Genomic DNA, 26,510 nt, shown 5'->3' with positions numbered 1-26,510 from the left:
TCTCAACTTTTTGCCGGTTGTTCAGCCACGTGACGCCCGAAGTCTGGCACATCAATTTCCTGCCCCGCATCGATGATCGAACGGCGCACGCCGCGCGTATGCGTAAACAGGTCGAAGAGCTTGTCGCCATCGCCCCAACGTATGGCGCGCTGCAATGCTGCGAGGTCTTCCGAAAACCGTGACAGCATTTCCAGTATCGCATCGCGATTGTGGAGGCAGACGTCACGCCACATTGTCGGGTCAGACGCCGCAAGACGCGTGAAGTCGCGGAAACCGGAGGCGGCATATTTGATGACTTCGGTTTTGGAGACGTTCTGCAAATCATCCGCCGTGCCAACGATGTTGTAGGCGATGATGTGCGGAAGGTGCGAAACGATGGCCAGCACCTTGTCGTGGTGCGTCGCATCCATCACATCGATATTCGAGCCGCAGGCGCGCCAGAATGCAGCGAGCCGGTCGAGTGCCGCCGGGTCCGTATCCGGCAGCGGCGTAAAGATACACCAGCGATTGACAAACAGATCGGCGAAACCTGCATCTGGACCGGACTTTTCCGTGCCCGCCAGCGGGTGGCCCGGAATGAAATGCACTCCTTCCGGGACGAAAGGCGACATCTGCGCAATTACGCTGGCCTTGGTTGAACCGACATCTGTGAGGATCGTACCGGGCTTGAGCGCAGGCGCGATAGCCTCGGCCACAGCACCGGACGAGCCCACCGGCACGGAGACGATCACCAGATCCGCTTCGCGCACCGCCTCGGCGGGGTCCGTGTGATATGATTGGCCGAGCTTTAGCTGCTCGGCGCGCTTCAGCGTATCCACACTGCGGCTGGCAATAGCTACATGACGGGCGAGGCCCTTCTGCGCGATCACACGCGCCAGCGAAGAGCCGATAAGACCGATGCCGATCAGGGCAATGCGGTCGAACATTGGTTCGGACATACTAGGCTTCCAGAAACTCTTTGAGTGCAGCGACAACGCCGCGATTTGCTTCTTCCGTGCCAACGGTCATGCGCAATGCGTTTGGAAATCCGTAGGCGGTGACGCGGCGCAGGATATATCCCCGCGCCAGCAGGAACTCATCTGCATTCTCGGCGCAGTATCGCTCGCTCGATGGGAAATGCATCAATAGGAAGTTGCCCGCGCTTGGCGTCACGCGCAGACCAAGTGCGGTCAGTTGTTCGGTGAGCCATGCCAGCCATTTAGCATTGTGCTCGACGGATTTTGTGACATGTGCGCGGTCGCCCATCGCCGCCACGCCGGCCTCTATGGACATTGCCGTTACGTTGAACGGGTCGCGAACGCGATCAACCGCGTCGATGATGTGCGAGGGCGCGTAGAGCCAGCCAATGCGCGCACCGCCGAGGCCATGCACCTTGGAGAAGGTACGCGTCATAACAACGTTTTCCGATGAACCTACCAGTTCAATGCCCGCTTCATAATCGTTGCGGCGCACGAATTCTGCATAGGCCGCATCGAGCACCAGCAGCACATTTTTCGGAAGCGCCGCTTGCAACCGGCGCACCTCATCGAACGGCAAATATGTGCCTGTCGGATTGTTGGGATTGGCGAGGAATATGATCCGCGTGCGATCCGTGACGGCCGCAAGGATCGCGTCGACATCTGCCCGCTCATTCGTCTCGCGCACAGTGACCGCTTCCGCACCAGTCATCTGGATATAGATTTTGTATTGCAGGAAGCCGTGCTCGGTGATGATACCTTCATCCCCCGGTTGCAGATAGATGCGGGCCAGCAGCGCCAGCGCTTCATCCGAACCGTTGAAGCACAGAATGTTCGCGACGTTCAGGCCGTGCATCTCGGCAATCGCCTGCCTTAGCCGCGATGCCCGCCCATCGGGATAAAACTCCATGCGCTCCGCCGCCGCTTTCACCGCCTCGATTGCCTTGGGCGAAGCCCCGAACGGGTTTTCATTCGACGACAGCTTGAACACCTTCGCCACCCCCGGATGCGCCGACGATTTTCCCGGCACATAGGCTTCAATGTCCATCACACCCGGATTGGGTTGGGGACGAGAAGGTTTGTCGGTACGCGTCATGATTGTGATCCGGAAGAAAAATGCGTCAGGGCAATAGACCGCACGGAAAAGAATGTCGAGTGCGCCGCATGGGCCAGCACGATTCCTTCCGTTGACGGAAATTCATTGAAGGCTTAAATAGCATTCGAATTCGTGGTGATTTGGCCGGTCGGCTTGCAGCCACGTTAAACAAGTCGCTAAAGGGCCGTGTCAGTCAGGCAACCGGCATTTGCGACACTGCAATGCCGGTTTTTTGTTGCGGGCAAACACCCCCGGCAAAAGCCACGAAAGTGAGTATGATGGCGGTTGCCCGCGCGAAGAGCCGAAAGGCCGACGAAGCAAACAATCCTTCCAGCCAGGTGCTGCGCTTTGGCGCGGATAAGCCTCTGATACTGGAAGCAGGAGTGAAGCTTGCGCCTTTTCAAATCGCCTACGAAACATATGGCGAATTAAACGCCGACAAATCGAACGCGGTTTTGATTTGCCACGCGCTTACCGGCGATCAATATGTTGCCAGCACCAATCCGGTCACGGGCAAGCCCGGCTGGTGGGAAGTGCTGATCGGCCCCGGCAAAATCATCGACACCAATCGCTTCTTCGTCATCAGCCCAAATGTAATCGGCTCATGCCTCGGCTCGACTGGCCCCGCATCCACCAACCCCGCAACCGGCAAGCCATACGGCCTTGACCTGCCTATAATCACGATCCGCGACATGGTCCGTGCGCAAGCTATGCTGGTCGACCATTTCGGCATCGATCAATTATTCTGCGTTATCGGCGGCTCCATGGGTGGGATGCAGGTTCTCGAATGGACCTCAACTTATCCGGACCGTGTATTTTCCGCGCTGCCGATGGCGACCGGCACTCGGCATTCAGCGCAAAACATCGCGTTTTACGAGGCTGGCCGCCAAGCGGTAATGGCCGATCCAAACTGGCGCGGCGGCAAATATATCGAGGCTGGCGTGCGCCCTGAAAAAGGGCTCGCCGTCGCGCGCATGATCGCGCACATCACCTATCTTTCCGAAGTCGCCTTGCATCGCAAATTTGGGCGCAATCTGCAGGACCGACAGAAGCTGACGTTCAGCTTTGATGCCGACTTTCAGATCGAAAGCTATCTGCGCCATCAGGGTATGACGTTCGTCGATCGGTTCGACGCGAACTCCTACCTCTATCTGAGCCGCGCCATGGATTATTTCGATATGGCTGCCGATCATGACGGCCAACTCGCGGCCGCATTCAAAAATACCAAGACGCGTTTCTGCGTTGTCTCTTTCACCAGCGATTGGCATTTCCCGACAGAGGAAAGCCGCGCACTTGTCCACGCTCTTAATGCTTCCGGCGCGCCGGTCTCTTTCGTTGAAATCGAGACAGACCGCGGCCATGACGCCTTTTTGCTGGACGAGCCTGAATTATTCAGCGCCATCGGCGGCTTTGTCGCCTCTGCCGCACGCGCCAAGGGATTGGCCTGAAATGAGTGTAAATTCAAATCCTCGTATCGACCTGCAGGTCGTTGCCGATCTCATCCCCGATAACGCCAAAGTGCTGGATGTTGGCTGTAGCGACGGCGAACTTCTTGAACTCCTGCGGAACCAGAAAAACATTGATGGTCGGGGCGTGGAAATCTCGCAGCGCGGTGTAAACGAATGCGTGGCGCGCGGGCTTTCAGTCATTCAGGGCGATGCCGATACCGATCTGGTCTATTACCCTGACAATTCGTTCGACTACGCGCTGTTGTCGCAAACCCTTCAGGCAACGCGCAATCCACGGGCGGTGCTTGAACATCTCCTGCGCATCGGCGAGCACGCAATCGTCTCGTTCCCAAATTTCGGCCATTGGAGCGTTCGAACGTCGCTGTTTTTCAACGGCCGTATGCCCGTGACGAAAGACCTGCCCTATAGCTGGTACGACACGCCGAACATCCATTTCTGCACGATCCGAGATTTCGTGGTTCTGTGCGATGAAGTTGGCGCGAAGGTCGAGAAAGCTGTCGCAATCAACGCCAACGGCCAGAAAATGGGATTTTCCATGCCGTGGTGGTTCTGGAACTTCTTCGGCCAGCAGGCGGTGTTTTTGCTCAGGCGCTAGCCCACAGTACTTGGTTTTCGCTCCTTCGGCTTCGCCACCGAACGATTGCCGAAATCGACCGGTTTCAGTGCCTTGCCTTTGATGTCCTTGGCGAGTTCCACCTGCCGCTTGAAGAAGGTCATGTTCGGCAAAAGTCGCCCGATATTAATGACCGTGGATTTCGGCAACTCGCTTTCCAGCAGGCTGTAAATATCCCGGCGACAGGATGCGTCGAGCGCGTCGAGCGATTCATCGATGATCACCCAACTCGGCTTGTGAACCGCAAGCCGCGCAAACGCGAGCAGGCGCTGGTCGTCTTCGTTCAATTCCTTGTCCCAACGCGCATCACGGTCAAGCGAAGCCGACAGGCGCGCGAGGCCAACTCTGCCGAGCGCCGCGTTAAGCTCGTCATCCTGAAAAGCTCCGAACTCACGGGGATAGCTCAGCACCTGCCGCAACGTGCCGCGCGGAAAATAAGGTGTGCGCGGAAAGAAGAACATGGAATCATTCTTCGGCAGGCCAATCCGCCCGCTACCCCAGGGCCAAAGCCCTGCCAGCGCGCGGAAGAACAATGTTTTGCCCGCGCCGGGATCACCGGTAATCAACACTCGCTCGCCCTGCTTGATAACCACATGATCTTCGGCAAGGCGTGTACATCCCGCAGGAGAAACAACTTCCAAACCTTCAAAGCTCAGCCGATTGCTGGTGTTCTCCTCAAACTCGATTTGCTTTTCGCTGCCATGCAGATGGTCTGCCTCCACGAGCGCTGCGCGGAAAGAGGCCACACGCAAGAGCGTCGCGCGCCAGTCGGCAATCGCGCCTATATTGTTGATGAACCAGCGCAGTGACGAGTGAACCTGATTGAACGCACCGACCGCCATCATCAATCCGCCGAAGGTGATGTCGCCAGCGAAATAGACCGGAGACGCCACGAGGATTGGCGCGATGATTGTCAGCCAGCCATAGCCATCGGTGACCCATTCAAGGCGAATCTGCACGGTGTAGATACGCATGATCGACTTGAGCAGATTGCTCAGATCATTCTCCATGCGCCGTTTTTCGTCGGGCTCACCGCCCGCGATTGCGATGGCATCCACATGCTCATTCACACGCATCATGGAAAAGCGAAGCTCGGCCTCGCGCGCATAGCGGTCGGCATTGAGCCCGATGAGCGGACGCCCGACCAGCCAGGTAATGATCGACGCCGAACCCGCATAGATGAATGCCGCCCACACCATATAGCCGGGGATTGCATAGGTGTTACCACCGATGTGAAACACAAATCCGGATGACAGCGACCATAATATCCCAACGAATGACACGAGCAGGATGGACGACTGAAACAGGCCAAAAGCAAGTCCCGTCACCAGATCAGAAAGATGACCGGCGTCTTCCTGCATACGCTGATCAGGGTTGACGCCAATCGCACCCGCATTGGCGAGTCGAAACGCTCTGCGCGGCTTCATCCATTCCGTTATCAGATCGTGCGTCAGCGCCTCTCGCAGCCTGAGCCTGAAGCGCTGATTTAACCAGGTTTGCGCAACGCCGAGCGTCAGCAATCCTCCAGCGATAATCGCAAACATCTCGAGTTGTTTGATCAAACCGGCAAGATCACGGTGCTCTATCGCATCGTAAAATGGAGCATTCCAGCGGTTTAGAATGATCTGTCCCAGCGAAGTGGCAACAATGATCACGATAGCGCTGAGGCCAAGCCATAAGATGCGGTTGCGAAGAGGCGACCCGTTGAACGCCTGGCGCATTGTGGCGATCTGCTCGCCAAACCCGATGGATTCGGCGGGCGCCAAAATCGGAGCGCTCGACTGATCTTTTACGGAAGCCGCGTCTGACATGAGTCGTTTCCTTTCGAAACCGCTCTTTAGCGCGTTTACTCAATCAGGACGATGTCTAGGATTCATCCTCGGGCGCATACACCAGCACAGATTTCGGGCGGATGCGGAAATGCGCGGGCGTCCAGGTGCTCAATTCGCCATCCGTATTGACTGGTCGTGGGCTGCTGGTGCGGATCGTCAATTCCGTGGTCTTGAACGCGCGCACGTCATCCCATTGCCCCTGCGTGCCACGCCGCAGACTTGGCAGCAGCCGAAGCAGCCGCCACCAATGATCGACCTCAAGGCTGTATACATCCAGCCACCCATCATCGGCTGTGGCCGTCTCTTCAACAGTCATGCCGCCGCCATAGTGACGACCGTTCCCGACAGAAATCTGCATAGTCCGAATGGTCTCAGTCGAGTCATCGTGGTCGACAAATGCCTTGAACAGACGTGACCGCATCAGGATGCGCGCCGCCACGATTCCATAGCCGAGTGTCCCGAACCGCTTCTTCGCGTGTTCGGTCAGTTCGCCTGCCAGTTCAGCAGAAAAACCAATGCTTGCCACGTTGAAAAACAGATGCCCGTTAACTTCACCAAGGTCGATGAATTTCGGCGTGCCTCGGGCGATGATTTCCGCCGCCTGCACCGGATCGGGCGGAATGCCAAGCGTTCGCGCGAAGTCATTGGCCGTTCCCAACGGCAAGACACCTAGCGGCAAGCCTGTGAAAACAAGGCCCGCCGCCGCTGCGTTCAGCGTGCCGTCACCACCTCCGATGATAGCCAGATCGACGTCCCGCGCGCGTCGAGAGATCAGCTCGGAAAGATTTTCGTGCTCTTTGGTCGACGCCTCCTCAAGCCTGATATGTGCAGCGGTGAGAACGTCTTTTACGGCGTCGATGGATTCCGCTCCACGTCGCGCGCGCGAATTGACAATGAGCAATGCTCTACGAGGTTTCTGGGGCTTCAACTTGCGCTCCAATTAATCGCGTGAGCTGAATTTAGGGATGAAATCGCGGGATTGTAGAGGGGATAAACGCTCGCTTACACAGTTGGGTTCCGTCGTTGCGAAACCGTTGGGTGGTGCATCGCTGCTCCCTGCGGGGTCAAAACCGGTACAAACACACGGCGCGATGCGCGCTTCGCGGCCGGTAACGCCTGATAAAGCCGCTTCTGTGCCTCAACGACAATCACACCGGAAAAGATCGGCCAAAACCGTCTGCCAAGCCGCTCAAGACTGCTGTGCAGCCGCAAAACCCATCTCCGCTTGGAAGGCGGACAGAATAGTGCATCCGCCCATGCGGACGGAGTAAAATTCGCTTCGCGCAACAGTGCATCGAGCTGCCCACGCGAATAAGGTCGCCCCGTTCCAAACGGCGTATGCTCGAAGCGTGCCCAAACGCCACGCCGGTTCGGCACGACGATAACCACCCGCCCTGCAGGCGAGAGAACGCGCCAGATCTCATTCAGCGTTTCGCGCGGATTCTCGGAATGCTCCAGCGTATGAACAAGCAGCACGCGATCGACGGAAGAATCGACAAGCGGCAATTCCTCTTCAAACACCAGCGCGGTTGCCGAAGGCTTCTCACCGGGCCAGCGCACGGCACCCTGCGCCGCGGGCATAAACGCAATCGCCCGATCCGAATCGGCACCGAAACGTTCCAGCCACGGCAGCGTATAGCCGAGGCCAACGAGTCTCTCTTTCGGGACATTCGCCCAGATGCTCGATAGCGCCATCGTAAGCGAGCGCTCAGCGAGCCGTCCTGTCAGGCTGGCATAGAATGCGCGGATGTTCACGATATCAGAACTCATGAGAGCAACGCTAGCCGTGCATCATTACGGATTCAACAAGCCGCGCACGTGACATGCGCATTACCGCTGCATAAACTACGCTAATCGAGCAAGGATCGCGCATGACCATAGAAATCGAACAATTCAACTGCCGCAGCGACAATTTTGGCGTGCTGGTGCGCGATCCCGCAAGCGGCCTCACCGCACTGATCGATGCACCTGAGGAAAGCACCATTCTGGCAGCCATCGAGCGCACCGGCTGGACGCCCTCACTCATTCTCACGACCCACCACCACGCAGACCACGTGGAAGCGAATCTTGCCCTGAAAAGCCGCTTCGGCCTCAAGATCATGGCACCAGCCAAGGAGGCCGACAAAATTCCCGGCGTCGACCAGACAGTTGGTGATGGCGACACAATCGATTTTGCTGGCGAAAAGATTTCGGTGATCGCCACACCCGGCCATACCGCCGGACATGTGAGCTATTGCTTCCCGAAATCAGGTGTCGCATTCACCGCCGACACATTGTTTGCTCTAGGCTGCGGCAGGCTTTTCGAATGCGAGCCTGACATCATGCACGACTCGCTCAACAAGCTGGCTGCTCTGCCAAAGGAAACGAAGGTTTATTGCGGGCACGAATACACACTTTCCAACGCGCGGTTTGCCGTGACCATCGACCCGACAAATGAAGCGCTTGCTGAACGTCTCAAGCTTATTGAAGCCTTGCGCGCCGATGGCAAGGCGACACTGCCCACAACAATCGGCGAGGAACTTGCCACGAACCCCTTCCTTCGCTGCGGCGATCCGGCAATACGAGCAAATCTGGGAATGACCGCCGCGAGCGATGCGGAGGTCTTCGCAGAGATTCGCAAGCGCAAGGACAATTTCTGAGAATGAATGCAAGGGACATTATTGCGGCGCTCGCTATGAAGCCGCATCCTGAGGGCGGTTGGTATGTCGAGACTATGCGCGACAATCCAAATGGCGGGCCCAATGGCGAACGTGGCCATTCAACGGCAATTTATTTCCTTCTCGAACGCGGCGAGCAGTCCGCGTGGCATTGCGTAAAGGACGCCGTAGAAGTTTGGCACTTTCATGCAGGCGCGGCGCTCGAATTGCGGATTGCCCCTGCAAGCGGGCCCGTGGAAGCCATCACGCTTGGTATCGACATCGCGGCTGGCGAGCGACCACAGGCAATTGTGCCCGCAGGGCATTGGCAAAGCGCGGCCAGTCTCGGCGAATGGACGCTGGTCGGATGCACGGTTGCGCCGGGCTTTGAATTCTCGTCGTTCGAGATGGCTCCGGCAGGCTGGGAACCGGGTCAGCCGCTGGTCTGACCCCAGGACTTCAACACGTCGTCGAATACCTTCTCACCGGGAATGCCCTTTTCCATTGTGATGAGTGCGCGGCGTCCCGACTTGTAGACCAGCGGAACATCAAGCCAGTTGCGCTCGCGAAGAAGCTTCATGTTCGCATCTTTGTCCTGTTGGCTATCGTTCAGCGCAATCAGGAAAAAGCCGTCTGAAATCTTCGCCGGTATGCCAGCAAGCGGGGTGCCCGCATCCTGCTCCGAAGCCTTGAGCGCAACACGCAGTACATTATCGATGCCGCCGCCTTCAAAGTTCTGCGGCGTGAGGAAGATCATCTCGATAATGTGGCTCGCCGGAAGCGTATTGTCCGCGTTGCGGCGGATCGTCATGCGCAACTGCACATCCTTGCCGGGAATGGTTGCCTCGGCGCGGATGGCAGGTTCTGGCGGCAAGTCACCGCCCGGCGATTCCTGCACCACCGACCATACAATCGAACCCGGCTCCGCTGAACCATCAGCCGAATTTGTACGCTCCTCGTAGAAGATTGCGCGCTGACCAACCTGTACGGCACCCGAATTTGCTTGCGCAGGTGCGGCCTCGCTCTGGGCAGGCTGCGCGTCGGCAGGAGCCTGAGCGGCATCGGCTGGCTGTTGTTGATCGGCAGGCTGCTGGTCCGGCGCTTGCGCGCTTTCTTCCGGTTGGTCAGTACCTTCCTGCGCGGCCTGATCCTGCGTCGCAGGCTGCTGCGAAACCGGCGGCGTCGTGGCGTTGTTTGTTGCCTCGGCTACCGAAGCTCCCTCGCCTACCGTGGCGCCATTCGCAGCAGGCCCAGCATCGGCCTCGCTGCCATCGGCATTCAACTGCTGCGTAAACTTTGCCGGACCATCAGCAGCAGGCGCTGCATCAGTCCCATTTTCCGTTTCGGTCTTCGATGTCGCCGGTTCGGCTGGCGTAGCGGGCTCGTTCGAGGCCGTGCTCTTGCTCAGCGAATCCGTCAGCTCAGCTACAGTAGCCGACAACTTATCCTTGTTGACCCATGCAGCATAACCACCGCCGGCCAGAGCAACCAACAGCAGCAACGCAGCAATCAGGCGGCCAAGACCACCGCGCTTACGCGTTTCTTCCGCAGCCGGATATTCAACTGGCGGCGGAGCATCATAGCCATCATCTTCCAGCGGCTCGAATTCGTCCTCGGGCGCCGTTTCCATTTGGGGAGGCGCGTGCCGTATTGGTTGTTGGTGCGGCGCAGGCGGACGCAAGGTCGGCGTCGTCACCGGGCGCTGCGTCTCATAGCTGCGCGGCGGCTCGGTATAACGCGGAGGCTCAGGCGCGCGCCGTGGTTCCGGCTGCCTTGGAGGCTGTGCAACAATAGGCTGATTTTTCAGGCCATTGAGCGAATTGAGAACATTTTCGAGTTCGTCCAGCGGCTCTGCCCTGGAGGCCGGTCCGTAGGAACGCTCCACTTCAGTGATCGCTTCTTCAAGTGCACGACGCTGCCGATCTGCCACTTGTGGCGGTGGCGGCGGGTTCATACCGGAAAGCTTGGCGGCGATGGTGCTGCGCGCCTTATCATAAACCCGCTGACGCATCTCAGGACTGGTTTCGCCCAGCCCCTCCAGCGTCTTTCTGAGTACCGCCACAAAATCCGACATTAAAATCCGACCTGAGTTATTGCCCCTCGCCTAGCATGTCCCATCAGCCCGGCGAGAGGCTTGAAATTAGTCTTGAAAAGGGTCCGTCACAAGTATCGTGTCGTCGCGCTCCGGACTGGTTGACAACAAGGCGACAGGCGCGCCGATCAGTTCCTCAATATGCCTAACATATTTGACGGCCTGCGCTGGAAGTTCCGCCCAACTGCGCGCACCAGCCGTCGTCTGCGACCACCCTTCGAGTGTCTCATATATTGGCTTAACCGCAGCTTGTGCCCGCATTGAGGCAGGCAAATAATCAATGCGCTTGCCATCAAGCTCGTATGCAATGCAAACCTTGATCTCCTTCAAGCCGTCGAGAACGTCCAGCTTGGTGAGTGCAATGCCCGAGATGCCGGAGGTTTTGACGGTCTGACGCACCAGCACCGCATCGAACCAGCCGCAGCGGCGCGGGCGGCCCGTGTTGACACCAACTTCGCGCCCGACAGTCGCGAGATGCTCCCCGATCTCGTCGTGCAGTTCGCACGGGAAAGGCCCCTCGCCTACGCGCGTCGTGTAAGCCTTGGTGATACCCAGCACATAGCCGATTGCCGTCGGCCCAAGACCGGAACCGGCAGCCGCCTGTCCCGCCACAGTGTTAGACGAAGTAACGAACGGATAGGTGCCGTGGTCATTGTCCAGTAGCGCGCCCTGCGCACCCTCAAAAAGGATGCGCGAACCGATGCGCCGCTTTTCTTCCAGCACGCGCCAAACCTGATCCATGTAAGGCAGAATCTCGTCCGCAACCGACATCAACTCGTCATAGATCTTTTTCGAGTCGATCTCCTCAATGCCCATGCCACGCCGCAAAGCATTGTGATGGCCGAGCAAACGCTCGATCTTAACCATCAGCGTGTCAGGTTCCGACAGGTCCACGAGGCGAATCGCGCGACGTCCAACCTTGTCCTCATAGGCAGGTCCGATGCCGCGCTTTGTCGTTCCGATTTTCAGTCCGCCCGTCGCGTCTTCGCGAATCGCATCAAGCTCTCTGTGCAGCGAAAGAATGAGAGGTGCATTGTCAGCGACACGCAGGACTTCCGGCGTGATCTCAACGCCCTGTCCACGCAGCTTCGCCAGTTCCTGAACGAAATGGTGCGGGTCTACGACGACGCCGTTGCCGATGACCGAAAGCTTGCCCTGCACAAGACCTGACGGTAGCAGCGCGAGTTTATAGCTTACGCCGTCGATAACCAGTGTGTGGCCTGCATTATGGCCGCCATGATAGCGCACGACGACGTCCGCGCGCTCCGACAACCAGTCGACAATCTTGCCTTTGCCTTCGTCGCCCCATTGCGAGCCAACAACCACCACATTCGCCATTTTTTAATCCTGATGAATCGCCCGTCCAGCGAACCCAAATTCAAAACCAGCGCTCTATAACGTCTAAACCATAAACGCGACAGTTCTTTTCGATAGAACAGTGGCTAACCTTCGTTTACTCAGACGGCGTTGTGGACTACCCCGATATGCATTCCTGAGCGGAGTCGAATGCACCAGCGCGCCTATATCTACCTTCTGCTGACAACCTTGTTTTGGGGCGGCAACGCAATTGCCGGCAAACTGGCAGTCGGGCACATCTCTCCAATGATTCTGACGGCAGGGCGATGGACACTGGCGTTTGTCATCATGCTCGTCATCGGATGGAAAAGCCTGAAGGCCGATTTGCCTGCCTTGCGCAAGCATTGGCTGCTGCTTTCCATGCTCGGAACCTTTGGCTTCACAATATTCAACGTCGCGCTTTACACCGCGCTCACACTCACCACTGCAATCAATGTCAGCATCGAGCAGGCCGGCATGCCGATGTTGATATTCATGCTTAATTTCCTGTTTTTCAGGCTTAAGGCGAGCGGTGGGCAGATAATCGGCCTGTGTCTCACATTACTTGGTGTTGCGCTCACCGCCAGCCACGGCGCGCTTTCGCGCCTGCTGTCGCTAGACCTCAATCTTGGCGACGCAATTATGCTTGCCTCGATATTCGTTTACAGCGGCTATACGGTAGCGCTTCGTTTCAAGCCGGATATTCATTGGCATTCCCTGATGATCGTGCTGACAGGTTCGGCGTCCCTGACTTCCCTGCCCTTCGTCGCCATCGAGTTCGCCGTCGGCAAAGCAATAATTCCCGACGCGCAGGGTTGGGCGATATTGCTCTATGTGCTGATCTTTCCATCCCTGCTCGCGCAAGCGCTTTACATAAGGGGCGTCGAGCTTATTGGAGCAAATCGCGCGGGGCTTTTCATCAACCTCGTGCCGATCTTTGGAACGATACTTTCAATTGTTCTGCTGGGCGAGGAATTCAGCCTCTACCATGCCATCGCGCTGGCTCTCGTTTTCGGCGGCATTGCGCTCGCCGAATATAGCGGGCGCCGCCGTGAAGCAGCGCCCTGAAACATCCTAGTTCACGTCGAATTGCAGGCGTTTGGCCGAAGCAATCTTCGGATTGGTCCGCAGGTCGTTGAGCGCCTTTTCAGGGAATGGCGCATCCAGATAGAGCAGCGCGATTGCGTCGCCGCCCGGCCGGTCGCGACCAAGCTGGAAGTTCGCGATGTTCACATCATTGGCCCCGCAGATCGTGCCGAGAAGGCCGATAATGCCGGGAGCATCGGGGTTTGTCGTGTAGAGCATGTGATGGCCCACTTCCGCATCCAGATTGATGCCCTTGATCTGGATAAAGCGAGGCTTTCCGTCAGAGAAGCAGGTGCCCGCGATCGTGCGAGTCATGCTCGGCGTCTTGACGGTCAGCTTGATGTAGCCATCGAACACGCCTGATTTGTCGCGCTTGACCTCGGACACGATGATCCCACGTTCCTTCACCATGATCGGAGCGGAAACCATGTTCACGTCGGACACTTGAGGGCGGATCAAGCCTGCGAGTGTTGCGCTCATCAAAGCGCGCGTGTTCATCGTCGCCGTTGCGCCGTCAAACAGGATTTCGACCTCCTTAATAGGCTCGTCTGTGACCTGTCCGACAAACGCACCAAGCACCTCGGCGAGTTTCACAAAAGGCTTGAGACGTGGCGCTTCTTCCGCCGTGATCGACGGCATGTTGATGGCGTTGCTGACGGCCCCTCTGACGAGATAATCCGCCATCTGCTCCGCGATCTGAAGCGCGACGTTCTCTTGCGCTTCCGAAGTCGACGCCCCCAAATGCGGCGTGCAAACCACGTTCGGAAACTGGAACAATTCGTTATCTGTGGCCGGTTCGACTTCGAACACGTCGATACCAGCACCTGCGACTTTACCGCTCTTCAATCCTTCAATCAGGTCTTTCTCGACGATCAACCCTCCGCGCGCGCAATTGATGATGCGCACACCATCTTTCATCTTCGCAATCGCGTCCGCATTGATGATGCCGCGGGTCTTATCGGTCAGCGGGGTGTGCAGGGTGATGAAATCGGATCGCGTGAACAGCTCTTCCAATTCCACCTTTTCCACGCCGAGTTCCCGCGCCCGCTCTTCCGAAAGGAACGGATCGAACGCAACCACATGCATTCGCAGACCCACACCGCGCGTGGCGACGATCGAACCGATGTTGCCGCAGCCAATAACACCGAGCGTCTTGCCGGTAATTTCCACACCCATGAAGCGGTTCTTCTCCCACTTGCCTGCATGGGTCGAAGCGTTTGCCTCGGGCAGCTCACGCGCCACGGCGAAGATCAGCGCAATGGCGTGTTCAGCGGTCGTGATGGAGTTTCCGAAAGGCGTATTCATCACGATGATACCGCGGCGTGAAGCTGCCGGAATATCGACATTGTCCACGCCGATACCAGCGCGCCCGATAACCTTCAGCTTGGTCGCGGCAGCGATGAGCTTTTCCGTGACCTTGGTAGCCGAGCGGATAGCAAGACCATCATATTGATCAATGACCTCAAGAAGCTTGTCTTTGTCTTTTCCGAGGTCGGGGAGATAGTCCACCTCCACGCCGCGATCCTTGAAAATCTGAACTGCAGTGGGAGAAAGTTTGTCTGAGACCAGTACGCGTGCCATGGGTTTGTCCTTGAAAAGCGGTGGTAGCAATGCCCTCTCGTTTGCGCATATCCGCCTTCTCCCGCGCGGGAGAAGGCATCGACAGGCGAACGGAGGTCGTTAAATCAGGCGGCTGCCTTGAGTGCTGATTTCTGGTTTGCGAAAGCCCATTCGAGCCAAGGCAACAGTGCTTCGAGGTCGGAAGTCTCGACCGTGGCGCCACACCAGATGCGCAAGCCGGGAGGCGCGTCGCGATAAGCGCCGATGTCGTAAGCGACGCCTTCCTTTTCCAACGCAGCAGCCACTGCTTTCGCAAACGCAGCCTGACCATCCGCATCCAGCGCAGTCACGTCAGGATCGACGATGGAAAGGCAGACCGACGTGTTGGAACGGGTCGCGGGATCAACCGCCAGATTTGCAAGCCAACCATTCTGCTTCGTAAAGCGATCCAGCACAGCGAAATTTGCATCTGCTCGTGCAATCAGCGCATTCAAGCCGCCGATGGATTTCGCCCATTTCAGCGCATCCAGATAATCCTCAACGCAGAGCATGGATGGAGTGTTGATCGTCTCGCCCTTGAAGATGCCTTCAATCAGCTTACCGCCCGAGGTGAGGCGAAAAATCTTCGGCAGCGGCCACGCAGGCTTATAAGAAAGCAGCCGCTCCACAGCGCGTGGCGACAGGATGAGCATGCCATGAGCGCCCTCCCCGCCGAGCACCTTCTGCCATGAGAAGGTAACTACATCGAGTTTGGCGAAGTCGAGACGTTGGGCAAATGCAGCCGAGGTCGCGTCGCAAATCGTCAACCCTTGGCGGGCCGCCGGGATGAAATCGCCGTTCGGTACACGCACGCCGGAGGTCGTGCCATTCCAGGTAAACACCACGTCCCGGTCGAAATCTACGGCGGACAGATCTGGCAGCGTTCCATAGGCCGCGTCGAAGATGCGAACGTCGGTAAGCGTGAGTTGCTTGACGACATCAGTCACCCAGCCGGAGCCAAAGCTTTCCCACGCGACCATGTCAACGCCGCGCTCACCAAGTAGCGACCACAGCGCCATTTCGACAGCGCCGGTGTCCGAAGCCGGCACGATGCCGATGCGATAATCGGCGGGCACCTGCAAAATTTCGCGCGTAAGTTCGATAGCCTGTTCAAGCCGTGTCTTGCCGATCTTCGCGCGGTGGGAACGGCCAAGCGGCGCAGCCTTAAGCGCCTCCAGCGACCAGCCGGGACGTTTAGCACATGGACCTGAGGAGAAATTGGGGTTTGCCGGGCGCACTGCCGGCGTGGACGCAAGCGTCGTCATCGTGGTCTATCCTTCCAGATAGTTAGCCTCTCGTTGGGGAGAAGTGGCCCACGGACGCGGATATGAGATCAGGTTTGAGTCGTCAAGAGAAAAAGAAATGCCGCGACTGGAACATGTCCACAAATCTGCTCAATAGAGGTCGAAGCGCAACCCAACCTTGATCTGATGAAGCTTTACGCCGTCTTCAATCGCGAGCTTTTCGGTGTTCAGATATTGCGTGTTGGGCGACGCCAGAAACTGGTAGCCGATGTCCGCAGTCATCTTGTCGGTGATGCGATAACCGAAACCAGCAGTTAGCGAGAAGGCAAATTTCGTCTGACTTTCATCCAAATCGAGCGCGGCAAGATTCGTGCTGAAATCATCGCGCGAATACAGAACACCTGCCCCCGCACCCAAGTAAGGTGTGATGCCCGCGAACGTGCCGAGATCGACATAGCCGGTCAGCAGCCCACTCCACATTTCGTGGTTGGCAGAAATTGAAACAGCGCCATTATCAAAATCATAGCTGTCGGAGGCAACAAAGTTGCCGGTCAAATCCGCGCGTATCCAATCATTGAACCGGTAGCCCAGGCCAAGCCCACCACCGAAGCGGTTGTTGTTCGTATCTTCGCCAAGCAACGTGAAATCGTAAACCGAGTCGCTCGCGGCGTAGGTCGCATCGCCGCGCAAATACCAACCCTTTGCAGCCTCAGAAGGCACATATTCGGGAAGTTGTTCCGCCTCCACCGGGTCCATATCGGCAGCGAAACCCGGCGCGCAGAGATAGAGGAGTGCCACCGCTCCAACTGCCAGATTCCGCACCATCACAACCCCATCCACTTGATGATACAGCTTATTAACCATGCGGGTTAAGCTCTGGTTAAGGATAACAGAACCTTGAAAGCAAAAGCGCCCGGCACATGTACGGGCGCTTCGAAGGACTTGAGCTTGCGCTTATTTGTAAACGGGTTCGACCGCGGGTTCGTAAGCGACCGGCTCTGGTGCGCAGTTCGGCGCGCTTCCACCCAGCGCATAGCGCAGGCCGCCACGAACCTCGTGAACATTGAGACCATCGTCGAAGCCCGGCCCCGGCTGCGTGCCAACCTGTTCGAACATCCGTCCACCCTCGACATGCGTGAAGCGATAGCCCGCATCGAGCTGGAGCTTGTCGGTCAAGCAATAGGACGCGCCAGCCATGACGGCGGCTGCGAAACGCCAGTTGGAAGAACCGGGATGCTCAACACCGGGAGGGGTGTTGGTCAGGTCGTCCCACTTGATATGCGCGCCGCCGATACCGCCGCCAACATATGGAGTGAAGCCACCCCATGTTCCGAGATCGACGTAAGCGTTGGCCAGAAGCAGCCATGCAGACATTGAAGACGTATCGGTTGTTGCGCCGTTGCTGCTGGAGCCTTCGAAGTCCGACTTGAACCAGTAATCTGCCGTCACATCCGTGCGGAAGTGGTTGTTGATCTGATAGCCGACACCGGCACCCAGCGTGAATGCGCCATTCAGATCGCCCTCAAGAATGTCCGTACCGGGCAACGGAACACCAGCACCGTAGGTGATGTACTCGGCCTCGCCGAAGTTGGCCCAGTGGCCTCCAAGATCGCCGCGAATATACCAACCGCCCGTATTGGGCTGCTCATACGCGACCTGAGCGGGCGCGGGCTCCAAAGCTGCCATATCTGCCGCCAATGCAGGCAGGGCAGTGCTCATAGAAAGTATCGCGGCGCTGATCAGGAAAATACGCATAATTCAAAACCTCTCGGAAAGCCGGAACCCGCCCGGCACCACCTCATCCGATATGGATAATGAATCGCAAAGGTTAAGCTGCCCTTAACCCTGTTTGTTAACCATGACCGACACAAACAAAAAGCGCGGGAAATGTTCCCGCGCTCTCGTTTATTGCCTTACGCTCAGCCTCAGGCGGCGGTGCGGAGGTCCGAAATCACGCTGACAATATCGTCCACGACGGATTCGACCAGCACCGAATCATCGCCCTCGGCCATGACACGGATCAGCGGTTCGGTTCCGGATGGGCGGATAACAAGACGCCCGCCGACCCCAAGGCGTGAACGTCCGTCTTCGATGGCCTGCTTCACATTCTTGTCTTCCAACGGCTTGCCGCCGGAGAAGCGCACGTTCTTCAGAAACTGAGGTACCGGCTCGAATTTGCGGCAAAGCTCGCTCACCGGCTTCTCGGCGCGCTTGACGCAAGCCAAAACCTGCAAGGCCGAGACAAGCCCATCGCCAGTGGTCGAGAAATCCGACAGCACGATATGGCCGGACTGTTCTCCACCGACATTGAAACCATGCGCGCGCATATGTTCAACCACATAGCGGTCGCCAACCTTGGTGCGATGCAATTGCAGGCCCTGATCGTTCATGTAGCGCTCAAGACCGAGGTTGGACATGACAGTGGCCACAACGCCGCCGCCAGCCAGACGACCCGTTTCGTTCCATGACTCGGCAATGAGAGCCATGATCTGGTCGCCGTCTACAATCGCGCCCGTCTCATCGACAATCGTCACGCGGTCAGCATCGCCGTCGAGTGCGATGCCGATGTCAGCGCGCACCTCGTGCACCTTCTTCTGCAATCCCGCCGGATGCGTCGAACCGGACTCCTTGTTGATGTTGAAACCGTTCGGCTCAACGTTGATGGCAATAACCTCGGCGCCCAGTTCCCAAAGCGCCGCCGGCGCCACCTTGTAGCCTGCGCCATTTGCGCAATCGATTACGATACGCAGACCAGACAGCGACATTGCGCGCGGCAAGGTCCGCTTGGCGAATTCAATGTAGCGGTCATGTACGCCATCAACGCGCTTGGCGCGGCCAAGCCCATCCGGGCCAGCCAGATTGATGTCGATTTCCTGATCGAGCATAGCTTCGATGCGCTGCTCCAGCTCGTCCGACAGCTTGTAACCATCTGGTCCGAACAGCTTGATACCGTTGTCGTCATATGGGTTATGCGAGGCGGAGATCATAACCCCCATATCCGCGCGCAGCGAGCGCGCCAGCATGGCAACCGCAGGCGTAGGTATCGGGCCGAGCAGGAACACATCCATACCGGCAGCACAAAAGCCAGCCACCATCGCGTTTTCCAGCATATAGCCGGAAAGGCGCGTATCCTTGCCCACCACAACGCGATGGCGATGGTCGCCACGCTGAAAAGACATGCCCGCCGCCATGCCGACACGCATGGCAACTTCTGCCGTCATTGGAAATGAATTTGCGCGTCCACGAATACCGTCAGTGCCGAAATAGCGCTTCGCCATATACTCTTGACCCTAAAAACCTGCTGGCGCTCATGCCACAAAACACCACTGTGAGCGCATCACGTTTAGTTAGCCTATATTACCAGTGATTTCGAAAAGGTTGCGTTGGCCTTTTTCCGTGGCATCTACCGAATTCGGCTAAGCCGAAAATCGACGCGCCGAACAGCAAATCATAAACAGATATATATCATTTTAGAAATTTATAATATCAAGCATCTCCAATCTTGGAGGTCTGATAATGTCACTGTTGCGATCGGCAGCGTTCCTCTGCTGCCTCACCCTTGCCTTGCCCGCCCACGCCATGACGATGAAGGAGTGTTCTGCAAAATTTGCGGAAGCCAAGAAAGCCGGGACTCTGAATGGCGCAAAATGGAGCGATTTTCGCGTTTCTCAATGCAATATTCTCCCGGATGCATCGAACGACGAGAAGTCGAAGCCTGCGGCCGCAATCCAGATTCCCGAAGGCGTAACCTTTCCTGACAAGGTGGACAGCAAATTCGCATCGGAAACTGCTGCAAAGCAACGCATGAGAACCTGTCTGGACAGCTACAAAGCCAACCGGGACGCCAAAACGCTCAACGGCATGAAGTGGATACAGAAGGGCGGCGGTTATTACAGCGCATGCAGCGCTCGCCTGAAAGGCAATTCCTAAATCACTGCCCAATGAAAAAACGCCGCTAACGCGGCGTTTTCTCTGTTCAGCCTTGGGGCTGTGGTTCCATTCCGCCTTCCGGCTCGGAGCCCTTCTTGCGCCCACGGGATGCCCCAGCCTTGGGAACCGCCGAGCCACGCGAAGGTGGCGTATCATCGCCTAGATCACGCGAAGGCTTCTTGCCAGCGATGAGCTGCTTGATCTCTTCGCCGCTCAGCGTCTCATATTCGAGCAGCCCTTCGGCCAGCGCGACCCATTCCTTCTTGAACTTGGTCAGAACGCGCTTTGCAGTCGAGTAGGCCTCGTCGATCAGGCGACGGACTTCTGCATCGATGATCTGCGCTGTCTCTTCCGAAACGTTCTGCGTACGCGCGACCGAATGACCAAGGAAGACCTCTTCCTGATTCTCGCCATAGGCGACATGGCCCAGCTTGTCCGAGAAGCCCCAGCGCGTGACCATTGCGCGCGCAAGCTTGGTGGCCTGCTCGATGTCGGAGGAAGCACCCGAGGTGATGTTTTCCTTGCCGAACTTGAACTCTTCGGCGACACGGCCACCCATCATGATCGCAAGGCGCGAGATCATGTATTTGTAGCTCATTGAATAGCGGTCGCCCTCAGGCAACTGCATGACCATACCGAGCGCACGTCCGCGCGGAATGATTGTCGCCTTGTGCAGCGGATCAGCGGCTGGAACGTTCAGCGCCAGAATCGCATGGCCAGCCTCGTGATACGCCGTCAGTTCCTTTTCGGCCTGCGTCATTGCCGACGAGCGCCGCTCGGCACCCATCATGACCTTGTCCTTGGCGTCCTCGAATTCCTGCATGGTCACGAGCCGCTTGTTGCGACGCGCGGCCATAAGCGCAGCTTCGTTGACGAGGTTTGCAAGGTCGGCACCGGAGAAGCCCGGCGTGCCGCGCGCAATAACCTTCAGGTCCACATTGGGTGCCAGCGGCACGTTGCGCACATGCACTTTCAGAATCTTCTCGCGGCCATTGATGTCGGGATTCGGCACCACGACCTGACGATCAAAACGGCCCGGACGCAGCAGCGCCGGATCGAGAACGTCTGGGCGGTTGGTCGCCGCAATCAGAATGATCCCCTCATTCGCCTCAAAGCCATCCATCTCAACCAGAAGCTGGTTCAGCGTCTGCTCGCGCTCGTCATTGCCGCCGCCAAGGCCAGCACCACGATGGCGGCCAACAGCGTCGATTTCGTCGATGAAGATGATGCAAGGTGCATTCTTCTTGGCCTGATCGAACATGTCGCGCACGCGGCTTGCGCCAACGCCTACGAACATTTCAACAAAGTCCGAACCGGAAATCGTGAAGAACGGCACATTGGCTTCGCCCGCGACCGAGCGCGCCAGAAGCGTCTTACCTGTGCCGGGAGGGCCTACCAGCAGCACACCGCGCGGAATCTTGCCGCCAAGGCGCTGGAACTTCTGCGGGTCGCGCAGAAACTCTACAATCTCTTCAAGATCTTCCTTCGCTTCATCGACACCAGCAACATCCTGAAACGTTATGCGGCCATGCGCTTCGGTCAGCAGTTTAGCCTTGGACTTGCCAAAGCCCATCGCCCGACCGGAGCCAGACTGCATCTGGCGCATGAAGAAAATCCACACGCCGAGAATGAGGATCATTGGAAGCCAGGACAGCAATACGCCTATCAGCGAGCCCGAACCATCAGTTTCAGGCCGCGCGTTAATCGTGACGTTCTTGTCTTCCAAACGCTTCACCAGATCGGGATCACCCGGCGAATAGGTCTGAAATGCCGTGGCATTGTCGGAATAGTTGCCGGTGATGCGCTCTCCGGCGATCGTTACCGATTTCACACGCCCTGCCTCGATCTGCGACAGGAACTCAGAATACGGAATATCCTGCGTCGAGCCGCGCTGCTGCGGGCCACCCTGGAACAGGTTGAAAAGCGCTATGAGCAGGACCGCAATGATCGCCCACAAGGCCAGATTACGATAATTAGGGTTCATCATATTCCTGTCGCACTGCAGCCCTCGATGCGCGTTCGGGGCAAAAATGGCATTCGTTCAATTTGCCTCAACATAGGGAGGCGAGAGCGCGTTGCCAAGCGCCCCCTTCAGTAGAGTTAAGTTGTCTTTTCAATATGACCGTGGAAAGGCAAGCCCGGAAATGCTTGTGCACTGACCAATCGCGCGCTTTCGCCAGCAATCGCCAAGTCGAAAACTGGCAGAAACAGGCTCCATGGGGCAACAAGCGGCCTTGCCTCACAATCTTCGGGCAAGATCGGCTTGGTAATCTCCGCCGCACGGACAAGACTTTCCGGCGCATCAGAATGGCGAGACGAATCGACGCGCCCGCGATTTTTGCCTTCGATTATCTCGAAGCGGCGGTCCCAAATTTGACCCGAAACCGGCGCATTCGATGGCAATCCTCTCGCTTCGCGCAAGAAATAAATCGCATCCTTGCGTGCATCGACCAGTGCACGAGCCAGCGTCGCTCTCCCGTTGCCGCGTCGCAATTCTTGCAGAAGCGCCATTGCGCGCTCACGATCCGGCAAATGCTCTGCACCGCCAGAAACGGCGACCAAAACGCGTAAGGCATGCAGCAAGGTTTCGTCTGGCGCATCGAGCGCAATCCGATCCAATCGGATCAAGCCGGGCACGGCACGACGAGCGTGCCGTCGAAGCAGACCCGCCGCCCAAACCGAGCGCGCCATGCGCAGTGCGCCAGCGTCTGCCGCTTCTGCAACAGCCGCATCAGCCTGCATGTCACCGTCAGCTGACTGCCGCAATGCAGCCCGCAAGCGTGCACGTTCATATCGCATGTCGCTATTGCTTGGATCATCGAACCAGCCGATGCCGAGCATTTCCAGCTTTTCGCGCAGTTGCTTCCTCGATGTGCCGAGCAATGGGCGAACAAACCAAACGCGCCCCGCGTAAAGCGTTGCCGGCGCAATGCCTGCGCTCCCAAGCCCCTCACCGCGCGCACCGCGCATAAGCACTGTCTCGGCCTGATCGTCGCGCGTGTGGCCGGTAAATACGGCCTTGGCGTTTTCCTGCAATGCGAGTGCTGCGAGCAGGCGGTGACGCGCCAAACGCGCTGCTGCCTGAACCCCCCGCGCCGGTTTGTCGCCCGTCCACGCAAGAATTCTGTGTTCAATGCCACGTGCGCGGCAAAGCGCAGCTACCGATTTGGCTTCGTCCGCAGATTCGGCCCTCAAGCCATGATCGACCGTCGCAGCAATCAAGCGCGCATCGGGGTGAAATCTGTCGAAATAACTCTTGAGCAGAAAGAGCAGCGCAGTTGAATCGCTGCCGCCAGAAATCGCAACGATATAGGGCGCACCCGACTCGAAATTATAGGAATTAAATAGCGAGGCTAGCGGGCCGCCGTTCAGCACTTGGCCTCGACCTGCTCACGCTCGATACGCTTTTTCAGCGCGGGAGAAGCATTGGGATAGCGCTTGCTTACTTCCGTAAACGTTGCACATCCGACATCGCGTTGATTGATGCCGACCAGCGAAACACCGAGCTTGAACAGCATGTCAGGTGCCTTTTTGGCCTTCGGAAACTTCTTGTTTGCTGCAAGGAAAACTTCCGCGGCTTCGCGATATTTCTGCTGCCCAAGAAGCGACTCGCCAAGCCAAAACTGTGCGTCCGGAGCGCGCGCGTCATCCGGGAAACGCTCTACATGCTGGCGAAAACCTGCTTCGGCTGTCTTGTACTGGCCCGCCAGAATTGATTCATACGAGCTTCGATAGAGATCGTCGGGATTGTTCGACGGCGGTAACGCGGCCACGACCGTATCATCGGACGTGTCAGTCCCCTCTTGCGGAAGGGCGGCGTTGGGATCGCGCGTACCAACGGTCGTGTCACCCACGCTGCCTCCGACCACATTGCCGCTCTGGTCGAACGTAATCGTGCCAAACGATTTTTCGGGCTCGCCGTTCTGGGCGCCATTCGCCGGTGGTGTCGCCGCATCAGACGGTGCCGATGCAAGCTCTTCGATTGAAGGCCGGTCAGCAGGCGCAGTGGTGTTCGTCGCTGGCGGTTCAGAAGGCGCACCCGGCTGTGGAGCCGGGTCTGCCATTGTGTGTTTGCGCGGAGCTTTCGCGCCGCCAGCGTCTGTCTTTTTGTCTTCCAACTCCTGGAAGCGAAACTCATTGTCTTCCTGCATCTTTCGGATTTGCTCCTGAAGCTGCATGATCTGGAAGTTGAGTTCTTCAATGCGCCCGTTCATCTGGCGCAGTTGTTCATCAAGCGCCTGATTGGTGCTCTGCGCCATCAAAACCGGAGCCTGTTTCTGCGCCGAAAACACGCCCGGCAGTCCGCCCTGTGGCGTGGGCGGCGTTCCACCAAGGCTGGCCGCTTGTGCCGCCCCGCAAAAGAGCAACGCTGCCACGGCGCCACTCAGTAAACTTCGCAACTGCATTTGCCTCTCGCAATCTGTTGTCGGCGCATTGGCCTTCTCTAAAATAGAACGATCTTAGCGGCCAAAATTTGATGTGTGCAGCGCAGCAGGCAAGATGCGCGTCGTTGTTGCATGTCGGCAACAATCAGCCTCAAGCGAAAAGCGCCGGGACAGGCCCGGCGCTCTTTCAAACTCTGACCTTCGCGGTAGAAATTAGCTGCCCGCACCGCGCGGAACAGTAACCGCACGGCGGTTCTGCGACCAGCAAGAGATGTCGTCGCATACCGCGACCGGACGCTCTTTACCGTAGGATATCGTCTTGAGGCGATTGCCTGCCACGCCCTGCGAAATCAGGAAGTCACGCGTTGCCGCTGCACGGCGTGCGCCAAGAGCGAGGTTGTACTCGCGCGTGCCGCGTTCGTCGGCATGGCCTTCAACGGTGATTGCGTAGTTGCCATAGCGATTTAACCATTGAGCCTGACGAGCCAGCGTCTGCTGGGCGTCTGCGCGAATCGAAGACGAATCGGTATCAAAGAAAATGCGGTCGCCGACATTCACGGTGAAGTCTTGCGGCGAGCCTGGCGTAGCTGCGCCAGCGCCGCCACCAAGGCCGAGGTCGCCCGCGCTGTTCGGCGTTTTTTTCGATGCGCAACCCGCGATGGCCAGACCGGCCACCAGCGCCACTGCGACTGGGTTTCTTGCTATAGCTGCGATGCGGCGCATACCCGCCTCTCCTTCAAAGTAACGTTTGGCAAAACTGTAACGAAGTGGTTGACCATCCAGTAACCACGTTGCGGTTAATGCGCGTTCAACGAATAGGGTTAATGTTTCCCTAACTTCCGTCCGAATCGCTGATTCCCCATAGGTTTTCCCTCGATTCGGACCCTTCTGCACCGAATGGGGCCAAAAGGCGGCAAGCCGTTCAGAATGCCGCCGTGTGCGACGAATGGCTCAATCCAGAAGCGGCGACCAGGCAGGATCAGACGCGTAATTCGGCGTTCCGATCGATTGATCGTTGCGACCGGTCAAGTCGATGGTACGCAGCTTGGGACCACCTGAGCCAGCGCCTTCAGCAAAGAACATCAGCACGCGGCCATTCGGTGCCCATGTCGGCCCCTCCTGCGCAAAACCCGACGACAGGATGCGTTCGCCCGAGCCATCCGTCTTCATCACACCGATCTGGAACTCGCCGCCCACCTGCTTTGTGAATGCGATCAAGTCACCGCGCGGCGACCAGACCGGCGTCGAATAGCTGCCGCCGCCGAACGAGATGCGTGCCTGGCCGGAACCGTCCGCACCCATTTTGTAGATCTGCGGTTGGCCGCCACGGTCCGAGGTGAACACAACCTGTCCGCCGTCCGGCGAATAAGACGGCGAGGTGTCGATTGCATTGGTGTTCGTCAGCCGCGTTGTATTCCGGCTGCGCAAATCCATCGCGAAAATGTTCGAGTTACCGTCATCGCGCAGCAAGCTCATGATGACCTTCTGCCCATCCGGCGAGAAGCGCGGCGCGAAGGTCATGCCAGGGAAATTGCCTACGAGTTCGCGCTGACCGGTCTCGATCTGCAACAGATAGACCTGCGGCTGACCGCTCTCATAAGACATGTAGGTAATTTCCTGACGCGTCGGCGAGAAGCGCGGCGTCAGCGCAATTGTCGTACCCTTCGACAGATAGCGCACATTCGCCCCATCCTGATCCATAATGGCAAGGCGCTTCAAGCGCTTATCCTTCGCACCGGATTCATCGATGAACACCACGCGCGTATCGAAATAGCCTTCCTCGCCGGTAAGCGCCTTGTAGATCGCATCGGCGATGATGTGCGCGACACGGCGCTTGTTCGCCATCGGTGCAAAGAACTGTTCACCCACCAGTTGCTGTGCGCCAAACGTATCCCACAGCCGGAACTCGGCGCGGATACGCCCATCAGCTTCCGTCGAAACACGTCCGGTAACCAGCGCCTGCGCGTTGATCACCTTCCAGTCCTCAAATCGCGGCTGTGCATCCGGGTTGGAAATCTTTTCCACGAACGCGGCTTTATCGATTGGCGCGAACAGCCCCGAGCGTTTCAGGTCGGCTGCGACAATCGAGGAAATCTCGGCACCCAAGCCTTCACCGAGGAAATCGGTGACAGCAATCGGCAAAGGTTCGATCACACCCTTGTTCACATCGATCTCAACGCGAGCCAGTGCTGGTTGGACGATAGCCATGGGTGCCGCAGCAAGCACTGACAACACCA

Annotated in this window: 23 protein-coding genes and 1 riboswitch; of the genes, 6 read left to right on the top strand and 17 right to left on the bottom strand. The window is 57.7% G+C overall.

Annotated elements, in window-relative coordinates; translation table 11 throughout:
• Nucleotides 1-2: 2 nt before the first annotated feature.
• Both DY251_RS09615 and hisC read right to left on the bottom strand, forming a co-directional pair.
• Nucleotides 3-938, bottom strand: coding sequence for a prephenate/arogenate dehydrogenase family protein (locus tag DY251_RS09615; protein WP_170971351.1), 936 nt, complete (start codon nt 936-938; stop codon nt 3-5).
• A 1-nt stretch (nt 939) separates the two neighbouring features.
• Nucleotides 940-2,052, bottom strand: coding sequence for a histidinol-phosphate transaminase (gene hisC / locus DY251_RS09610; RefSeq protein WP_116623667.1), 1,113 nt, complete (start codon nt 2,050-2,052; stop codon nt 940-942).
• A gap of 122 nt (nt 2,053-2,174) precedes the next feature.
• Nucleotides 2,175-2,252: riboswitch (SAM riboswitch) on the top strand.
• A 75-nt stretch (nt 2,253-2,327) separates the two neighbouring features.
• Between hisC and metX the strand changes: the two genes are divergently transcribed.
• The gene (gene metX / locus DY251_RS09605) at nt 2,328-3,500 is read left to right on the top strand and encodes a homoserine O-acetyltransferase MetX (protein WP_425373287.1); all 1,173 of its coding nucleotides are present in this window, start codon (nt 2,328-2,330) and stop codon (nt 3,498-3,500) included.
• A gap of 1 nt (nt 3,501) precedes the next feature.
• Nucleotides 3,502-4,116 carry a methionine biosynthesis protein MetW gene (metW, locus tag DY251_RS09600; RefSeq protein WP_116623666.1) on the top strand — a complete coding sequence of 205 codons (615 nt, stop codon included), beginning with the start codon at nt 3,502-3,504 and terminating at the stop codon, nt 4,114-4,116.
• Here metW and DY251_RS09595 read toward each other — a convergent pair.
• From DY251_RS09595 to DY251_RS09585, 3 genes are all read right to left on the bottom strand, one after another.
• Entirely contained in the window at nt 4,113-5,945 is a 1,833-nt protein-coding gene (locus DY251_RS09595; protein WP_116623665.1) for an ABC transporter ATP-binding protein/permease, read from the bottom strand. The genes metW and DY251_RS09595 overlap by 4 nt on opposite strands.
• A 55-nt stretch (nt 5,946-6,000) precedes the next feature.
• Nucleotides 6,001-6,894 (bottom strand): lipid kinase, encoded by an 894-nt coding sequence (locus tag DY251_RS09590; protein ID WP_116623830.1) that lies wholly within the window; start codon nt 6,892-6,894, stop codon nt 6,001-6,003.
• Between the two features lie 74 nt (nt 6,895-6,968).
• The gene (locus DY251_RS09585) at nt 6,969-7,736 is read right to left on the bottom strand and encodes a class I SAM-dependent methyltransferase (RefSeq protein WP_116623664.1); all 768 of its coding nucleotides are present in this window, start codon (nt 7,734-7,736) and stop codon (nt 6,969-6,971) included.
• Nucleotides 7,737-7,837: 101 nt separating this feature from the next.
• Between DY251_RS09585 and gloB the strand changes: the two genes are divergently transcribed.
• Nucleotides 7,838-8,605: a hydroxyacylglutathione hydrolase gene (gene gloB, locus DY251_RS09580; protein ID WP_116623663.1), complete on the top strand. Its 768-nt coding sequence runs from the start codon at nt 7,838-7,840 to the stop codon at nt 8,603-8,605.
• 2 nt (nt 8,606-8,607) lie between these two features.
• On the top strand, nt 8,608-9,051 hold the full coding sequence (locus tag DY251_RS09575) for a cupin domain-containing protein (protein WP_116623662.1): 444 nt from the start codon (nt 8,608-8,610) through the stop codon (nt 9,049-9,051).
• Here DY251_RS09575 and DY251_RS09570 read toward each other — a convergent pair.
• Together DY251_RS09570 and DY251_RS09565 are read right to left on the bottom strand one after the other, a co-directional pair.
• Entirely contained in the window at nt 9,036-10,664 is a 1,629-nt protein-coding gene (locus DY251_RS09570; RefSeq protein ID WP_342633557.1) for a hypothetical protein, read from the bottom strand. The two genes, DY251_RS09575 and DY251_RS09570, sit on opposite strands and share 16 nt — an antisense overlap.
• Before the next feature lie 78 nt (nt 10,665-10,742).
• Nucleotides 10,743-12,032, bottom strand: a complete 1,290-nt coding sequence (locus DY251_RS09565) for an adenylosuccinate synthase (RefSeq protein WP_116623660.1) — start codon at nt 12,030-12,032, stop codon at nt 10,743-10,745.
• Nucleotides 12,033-12,200: 168 nt separating this feature from the next.
• On the opposite strand from DY251_RS09565, the gene DY251_RS09560 reads away from it, so the two are divergent.
• Entirely contained in the window at nt 12,201-13,097 is an 897-nt protein-coding gene (locus DY251_RS09560; RefSeq protein ID WP_116623659.1) for a DMT family transporter, read from the top strand.
• A gap of 6 nt (nt 13,098-13,103) precedes the next feature.
• Here DY251_RS09560 and serA read toward each other — a convergent pair whose 3' ends face one another.
• The 5 genes from serA to glmM form a co-directional block, all read right to left on the bottom strand.
• The gene (serA, locus tag DY251_RS09555) at nt 13,104-14,696 is read right to left on the bottom strand and encodes a phosphoglycerate dehydrogenase (protein WP_116623658.1); all 1,593 of its coding nucleotides are present in this window, start codon (nt 14,694-14,696) and stop codon (nt 13,104-13,106) included.
• Between the two features lie 104 nt (nt 14,697-14,800).
• On the bottom strand, nt 14,801-15,979 hold the full coding sequence (locus DY251_RS09550; protein WP_116623657.1) for a phosphoserine transaminase: 1,179 nt from the start codon (nt 15,977-15,979) through the stop codon (nt 14,801-14,803).
• Nucleotides 15,980-16,108: 129 nt separating this feature from the next.
• On the bottom strand, nt 16,109-16,783 hold the full coding sequence (locus DY251_RS09545) for an outer membrane protein (RefSeq protein ID WP_116623829.1): 675 nt from the start codon (nt 16,781-16,783) through the stop codon (nt 16,109-16,111).
• Nucleotides 16,784-16,912: 129 nt separating this feature from the next.
• Complete coding sequence (locus tag DY251_RS09540; protein WP_116623656.1) at nt 16,913-17,713, bottom strand: outer membrane protein; 801 nt, start codon at nt 17,711-17,713, stop codon at nt 16,913-16,915.
• 170 nt (nt 17,714-17,883) lie between these two features.
• Nucleotides 17,884-19,236: a phosphoglucosamine mutase gene (glmM, locus tag DY251_RS09535; protein WP_116623655.1), complete on the bottom strand. Its 1,353-nt coding sequence runs from the start codon at nt 19,234-19,236 to the stop codon at nt 17,884-17,886.
• 238 nt (nt 19,237-19,474) lie between these two features.
• On the opposite strand from glmM, the gene DY251_RS09530 reads away from it, so the two are divergent.
• On the top strand, nt 19,475-19,888 hold the full coding sequence (locus DY251_RS09530; protein WP_116623654.1) for a hypothetical protein: 414 nt from the start codon (nt 19,475-19,477) through the stop codon (nt 19,886-19,888).
• A 46-nt stretch (nt 19,889-19,934) separates the two neighbouring features.
• Here DY251_RS09530 and ftsH read toward each other — a convergent pair whose 3' ends face one another.
• The 5 genes from ftsH to tolB all read right to left on the bottom strand — a co-directional run bounded on the left by ftsH (nt 19,935) and on the right by tolB (nt 26,481).
• On the bottom strand, nt 19,935-21,872 hold the full coding sequence (gene ftsH / locus DY251_RS09525) for an ATP-dependent zinc metalloprotease FtsH (protein WP_116623653.1): 1,938 nt from the start codon (nt 21,870-21,872) through the stop codon (nt 19,935-19,937).
• Between the two features lie 116 nt (nt 21,873-21,988).
• Nucleotides 21,989-23,263 carry a tRNA lysidine(34) synthetase TilS gene (tilS, locus tag DY251_RS09520; RefSeq protein ID WP_116623652.1) on the bottom strand — a complete coding sequence of 425 codons (1,275 nt, stop codon included), beginning with the start codon at nt 23,261-23,263 and terminating at the stop codon, nt 21,989-21,991.
• Nucleotides 23,257-24,264 (bottom strand): tol-pal system protein YbgF, encoded by a 1,008-nt coding sequence (gene ybgF / locus DY251_RS09515; protein WP_342633556.1) that lies wholly within the window; start codon nt 24,262-24,264, stop codon nt 23,257-23,259. Before ybgF ends, tilS begins: the two co-directional genes overlap by 7 nt.
• 222 nt (nt 24,265-24,486) lie before the next feature.
• On the bottom strand, nt 24,487-24,996 hold the full coding sequence (gene pal, locus DY251_RS09510) for a peptidoglycan-associated lipoprotein Pal (RefSeq protein WP_116623650.1): 510 nt from the start codon (nt 24,994-24,996) through the stop codon (nt 24,487-24,489).
• 228 nt (nt 24,997-25,224) lie between these two features.
• Complete coding sequence (tolB, locus tag DY251_RS09505; protein ID WP_245415918.1) at nt 25,225-26,481, bottom strand: Tol-Pal system beta propeller repeat protein TolB; 1,257 nt, start codon at nt 26,479-26,481, stop codon at nt 25,225-25,227.
• Nucleotides 26,482-26,510 lie beyond the last annotated feature (29 nt).

It is taken from the genome of Mesorhizobium denitrificans, assembly GCF_003403035.1.
Classification (GTDB): Bacteria; Pseudomonadota; Alphaproteobacteria; order Rhizobiales; family Rhizobiaceae; genus Mesorhizobium_G; species Mesorhizobium_G denitrificans.
Note: the sequence above shows the minus strand (reverse complement) of the source record. Positions and strands in the feature narration are given on the sequence as shown.

Bases quoted from the DNA above. Each gene is read 5' to 3' on its own strand.
- DY251_RS09615 (WP_170971351.1), bottom strand. From the start codon at position 938: ATGTCCGAACCAATGTTCGACCGCATTGCCCTGATCGGCATCGGTCTT.
- hisC (WP_116623667.1), bottom strand. From the start codon at position 2,052: ATGACGCGTACCGACAAACCTTCTCGTCCCCAACCCAATCCGGGTGTG.
- metX (WP_425373287.1), top strand. From the start codon at position 2,328: ATGATGGCGGTTGCCCGCGCGAAGAGCCGAAAGGCCGACGAAGCAAAC.
- metW (WP_116623666.1), top strand. From the start codon at position 3,502: ATGAGTGTAAATTCAAATCCTCGTATCGACCTGCAGGTCGTTGCCGAT.
- DY251_RS09595 (WP_116623665.1), bottom strand. From the start codon at position 5,945: ATGTCAGACGCGGCTTCCGTAAAAGATCAGTCGAGCGCTCCGATTTTG.
- DY251_RS09585 (WP_116623664.1), bottom strand. From the start codon at position 7,736: ATGAGTTCTGATATCGTGAACATCCGCGCATTCTATGCCAGCCTGACA.
- gloB (WP_116623663.1), top strand. From the start codon at position 7,838: ATGACCATAGAAATCGAACAATTCAACTGCCGCAGCGACAATTTTGGC.
- DY251_RS09575 (WP_116623662.1), top strand. From the start codon at position 8,608: ATGAATGCAAGGGACATTATTGCGGCGCTCGCTATGAAGCCGCATCCT.
- DY251_RS09565 (WP_116623660.1), bottom strand. From the start codon at position 12,032: ATGGCGAATGTGGTGGTTGTTGGCTCGCAATGGGGCGACGAAGGCAAA.
- DY251_RS09560 (WP_116623659.1), top strand. From the start codon at position 12,201: ATGCACCAGCGCGCCTATATCTACCTTCTGCTGACAACCTTGTTTTGG.
- serA (WP_116623658.1), bottom strand. From the start codon at position 14,696: ATGGCACGCGTACTGGTCTCAGACAAACTTTCTCCCACTGCAGTTCAG.
- DY251_RS09550 (WP_116623657.1), bottom strand. From the start codon at position 15,979: ATGACGACGCTTGCGTCCACGCCGGCAGTGCGCCCGGCAAACCCCAAT.
- DY251_RS09545 (WP_116623829.1), bottom strand. From the start codon at position 16,783: ATGGTGCGGAATCTGGCAGTTGGAGCGGTGGCACTCCTCTATCTCTGC.
- DY251_RS09540 (WP_116623656.1), bottom strand. From the start codon at position 17,713: ATGCGTATTTTCCTGATCAGCGCCGCGATACTTTCTATGAGCACTGCC.
- glmM (WP_116623655.1), bottom strand. From the start codon at position 19,236: ATGGCGAAGCGCTATTTCGGCACTGACGGTATTCGTGGACGCGCAAAT.
- DY251_RS09530 (WP_116623654.1), top strand. From the start codon at position 19,475: ATGTCACTGTTGCGATCGGCAGCGTTCCTCTGCTGCCTCACCCTTGCC.
- ftsH (WP_116623653.1), bottom strand. From the start codon at position 21,872: ATGAACCCTAATTATCGTAATCTGGCCTTGTGGGCGATCATTGCGGTC.
- pal (WP_116623650.1), bottom strand. From the start codon at position 24,996: ATGCGCCGCATCGCAGCTATAGCAAGAAACCCAGTCGCAGTGGCGCTG.
- tolB (WP_245415918.1), bottom strand. From the start codon at position 26,481: ATGGCTATCGTCCAACCAGCACTGGCTCGCGTTGAGATCGATGTGAAC.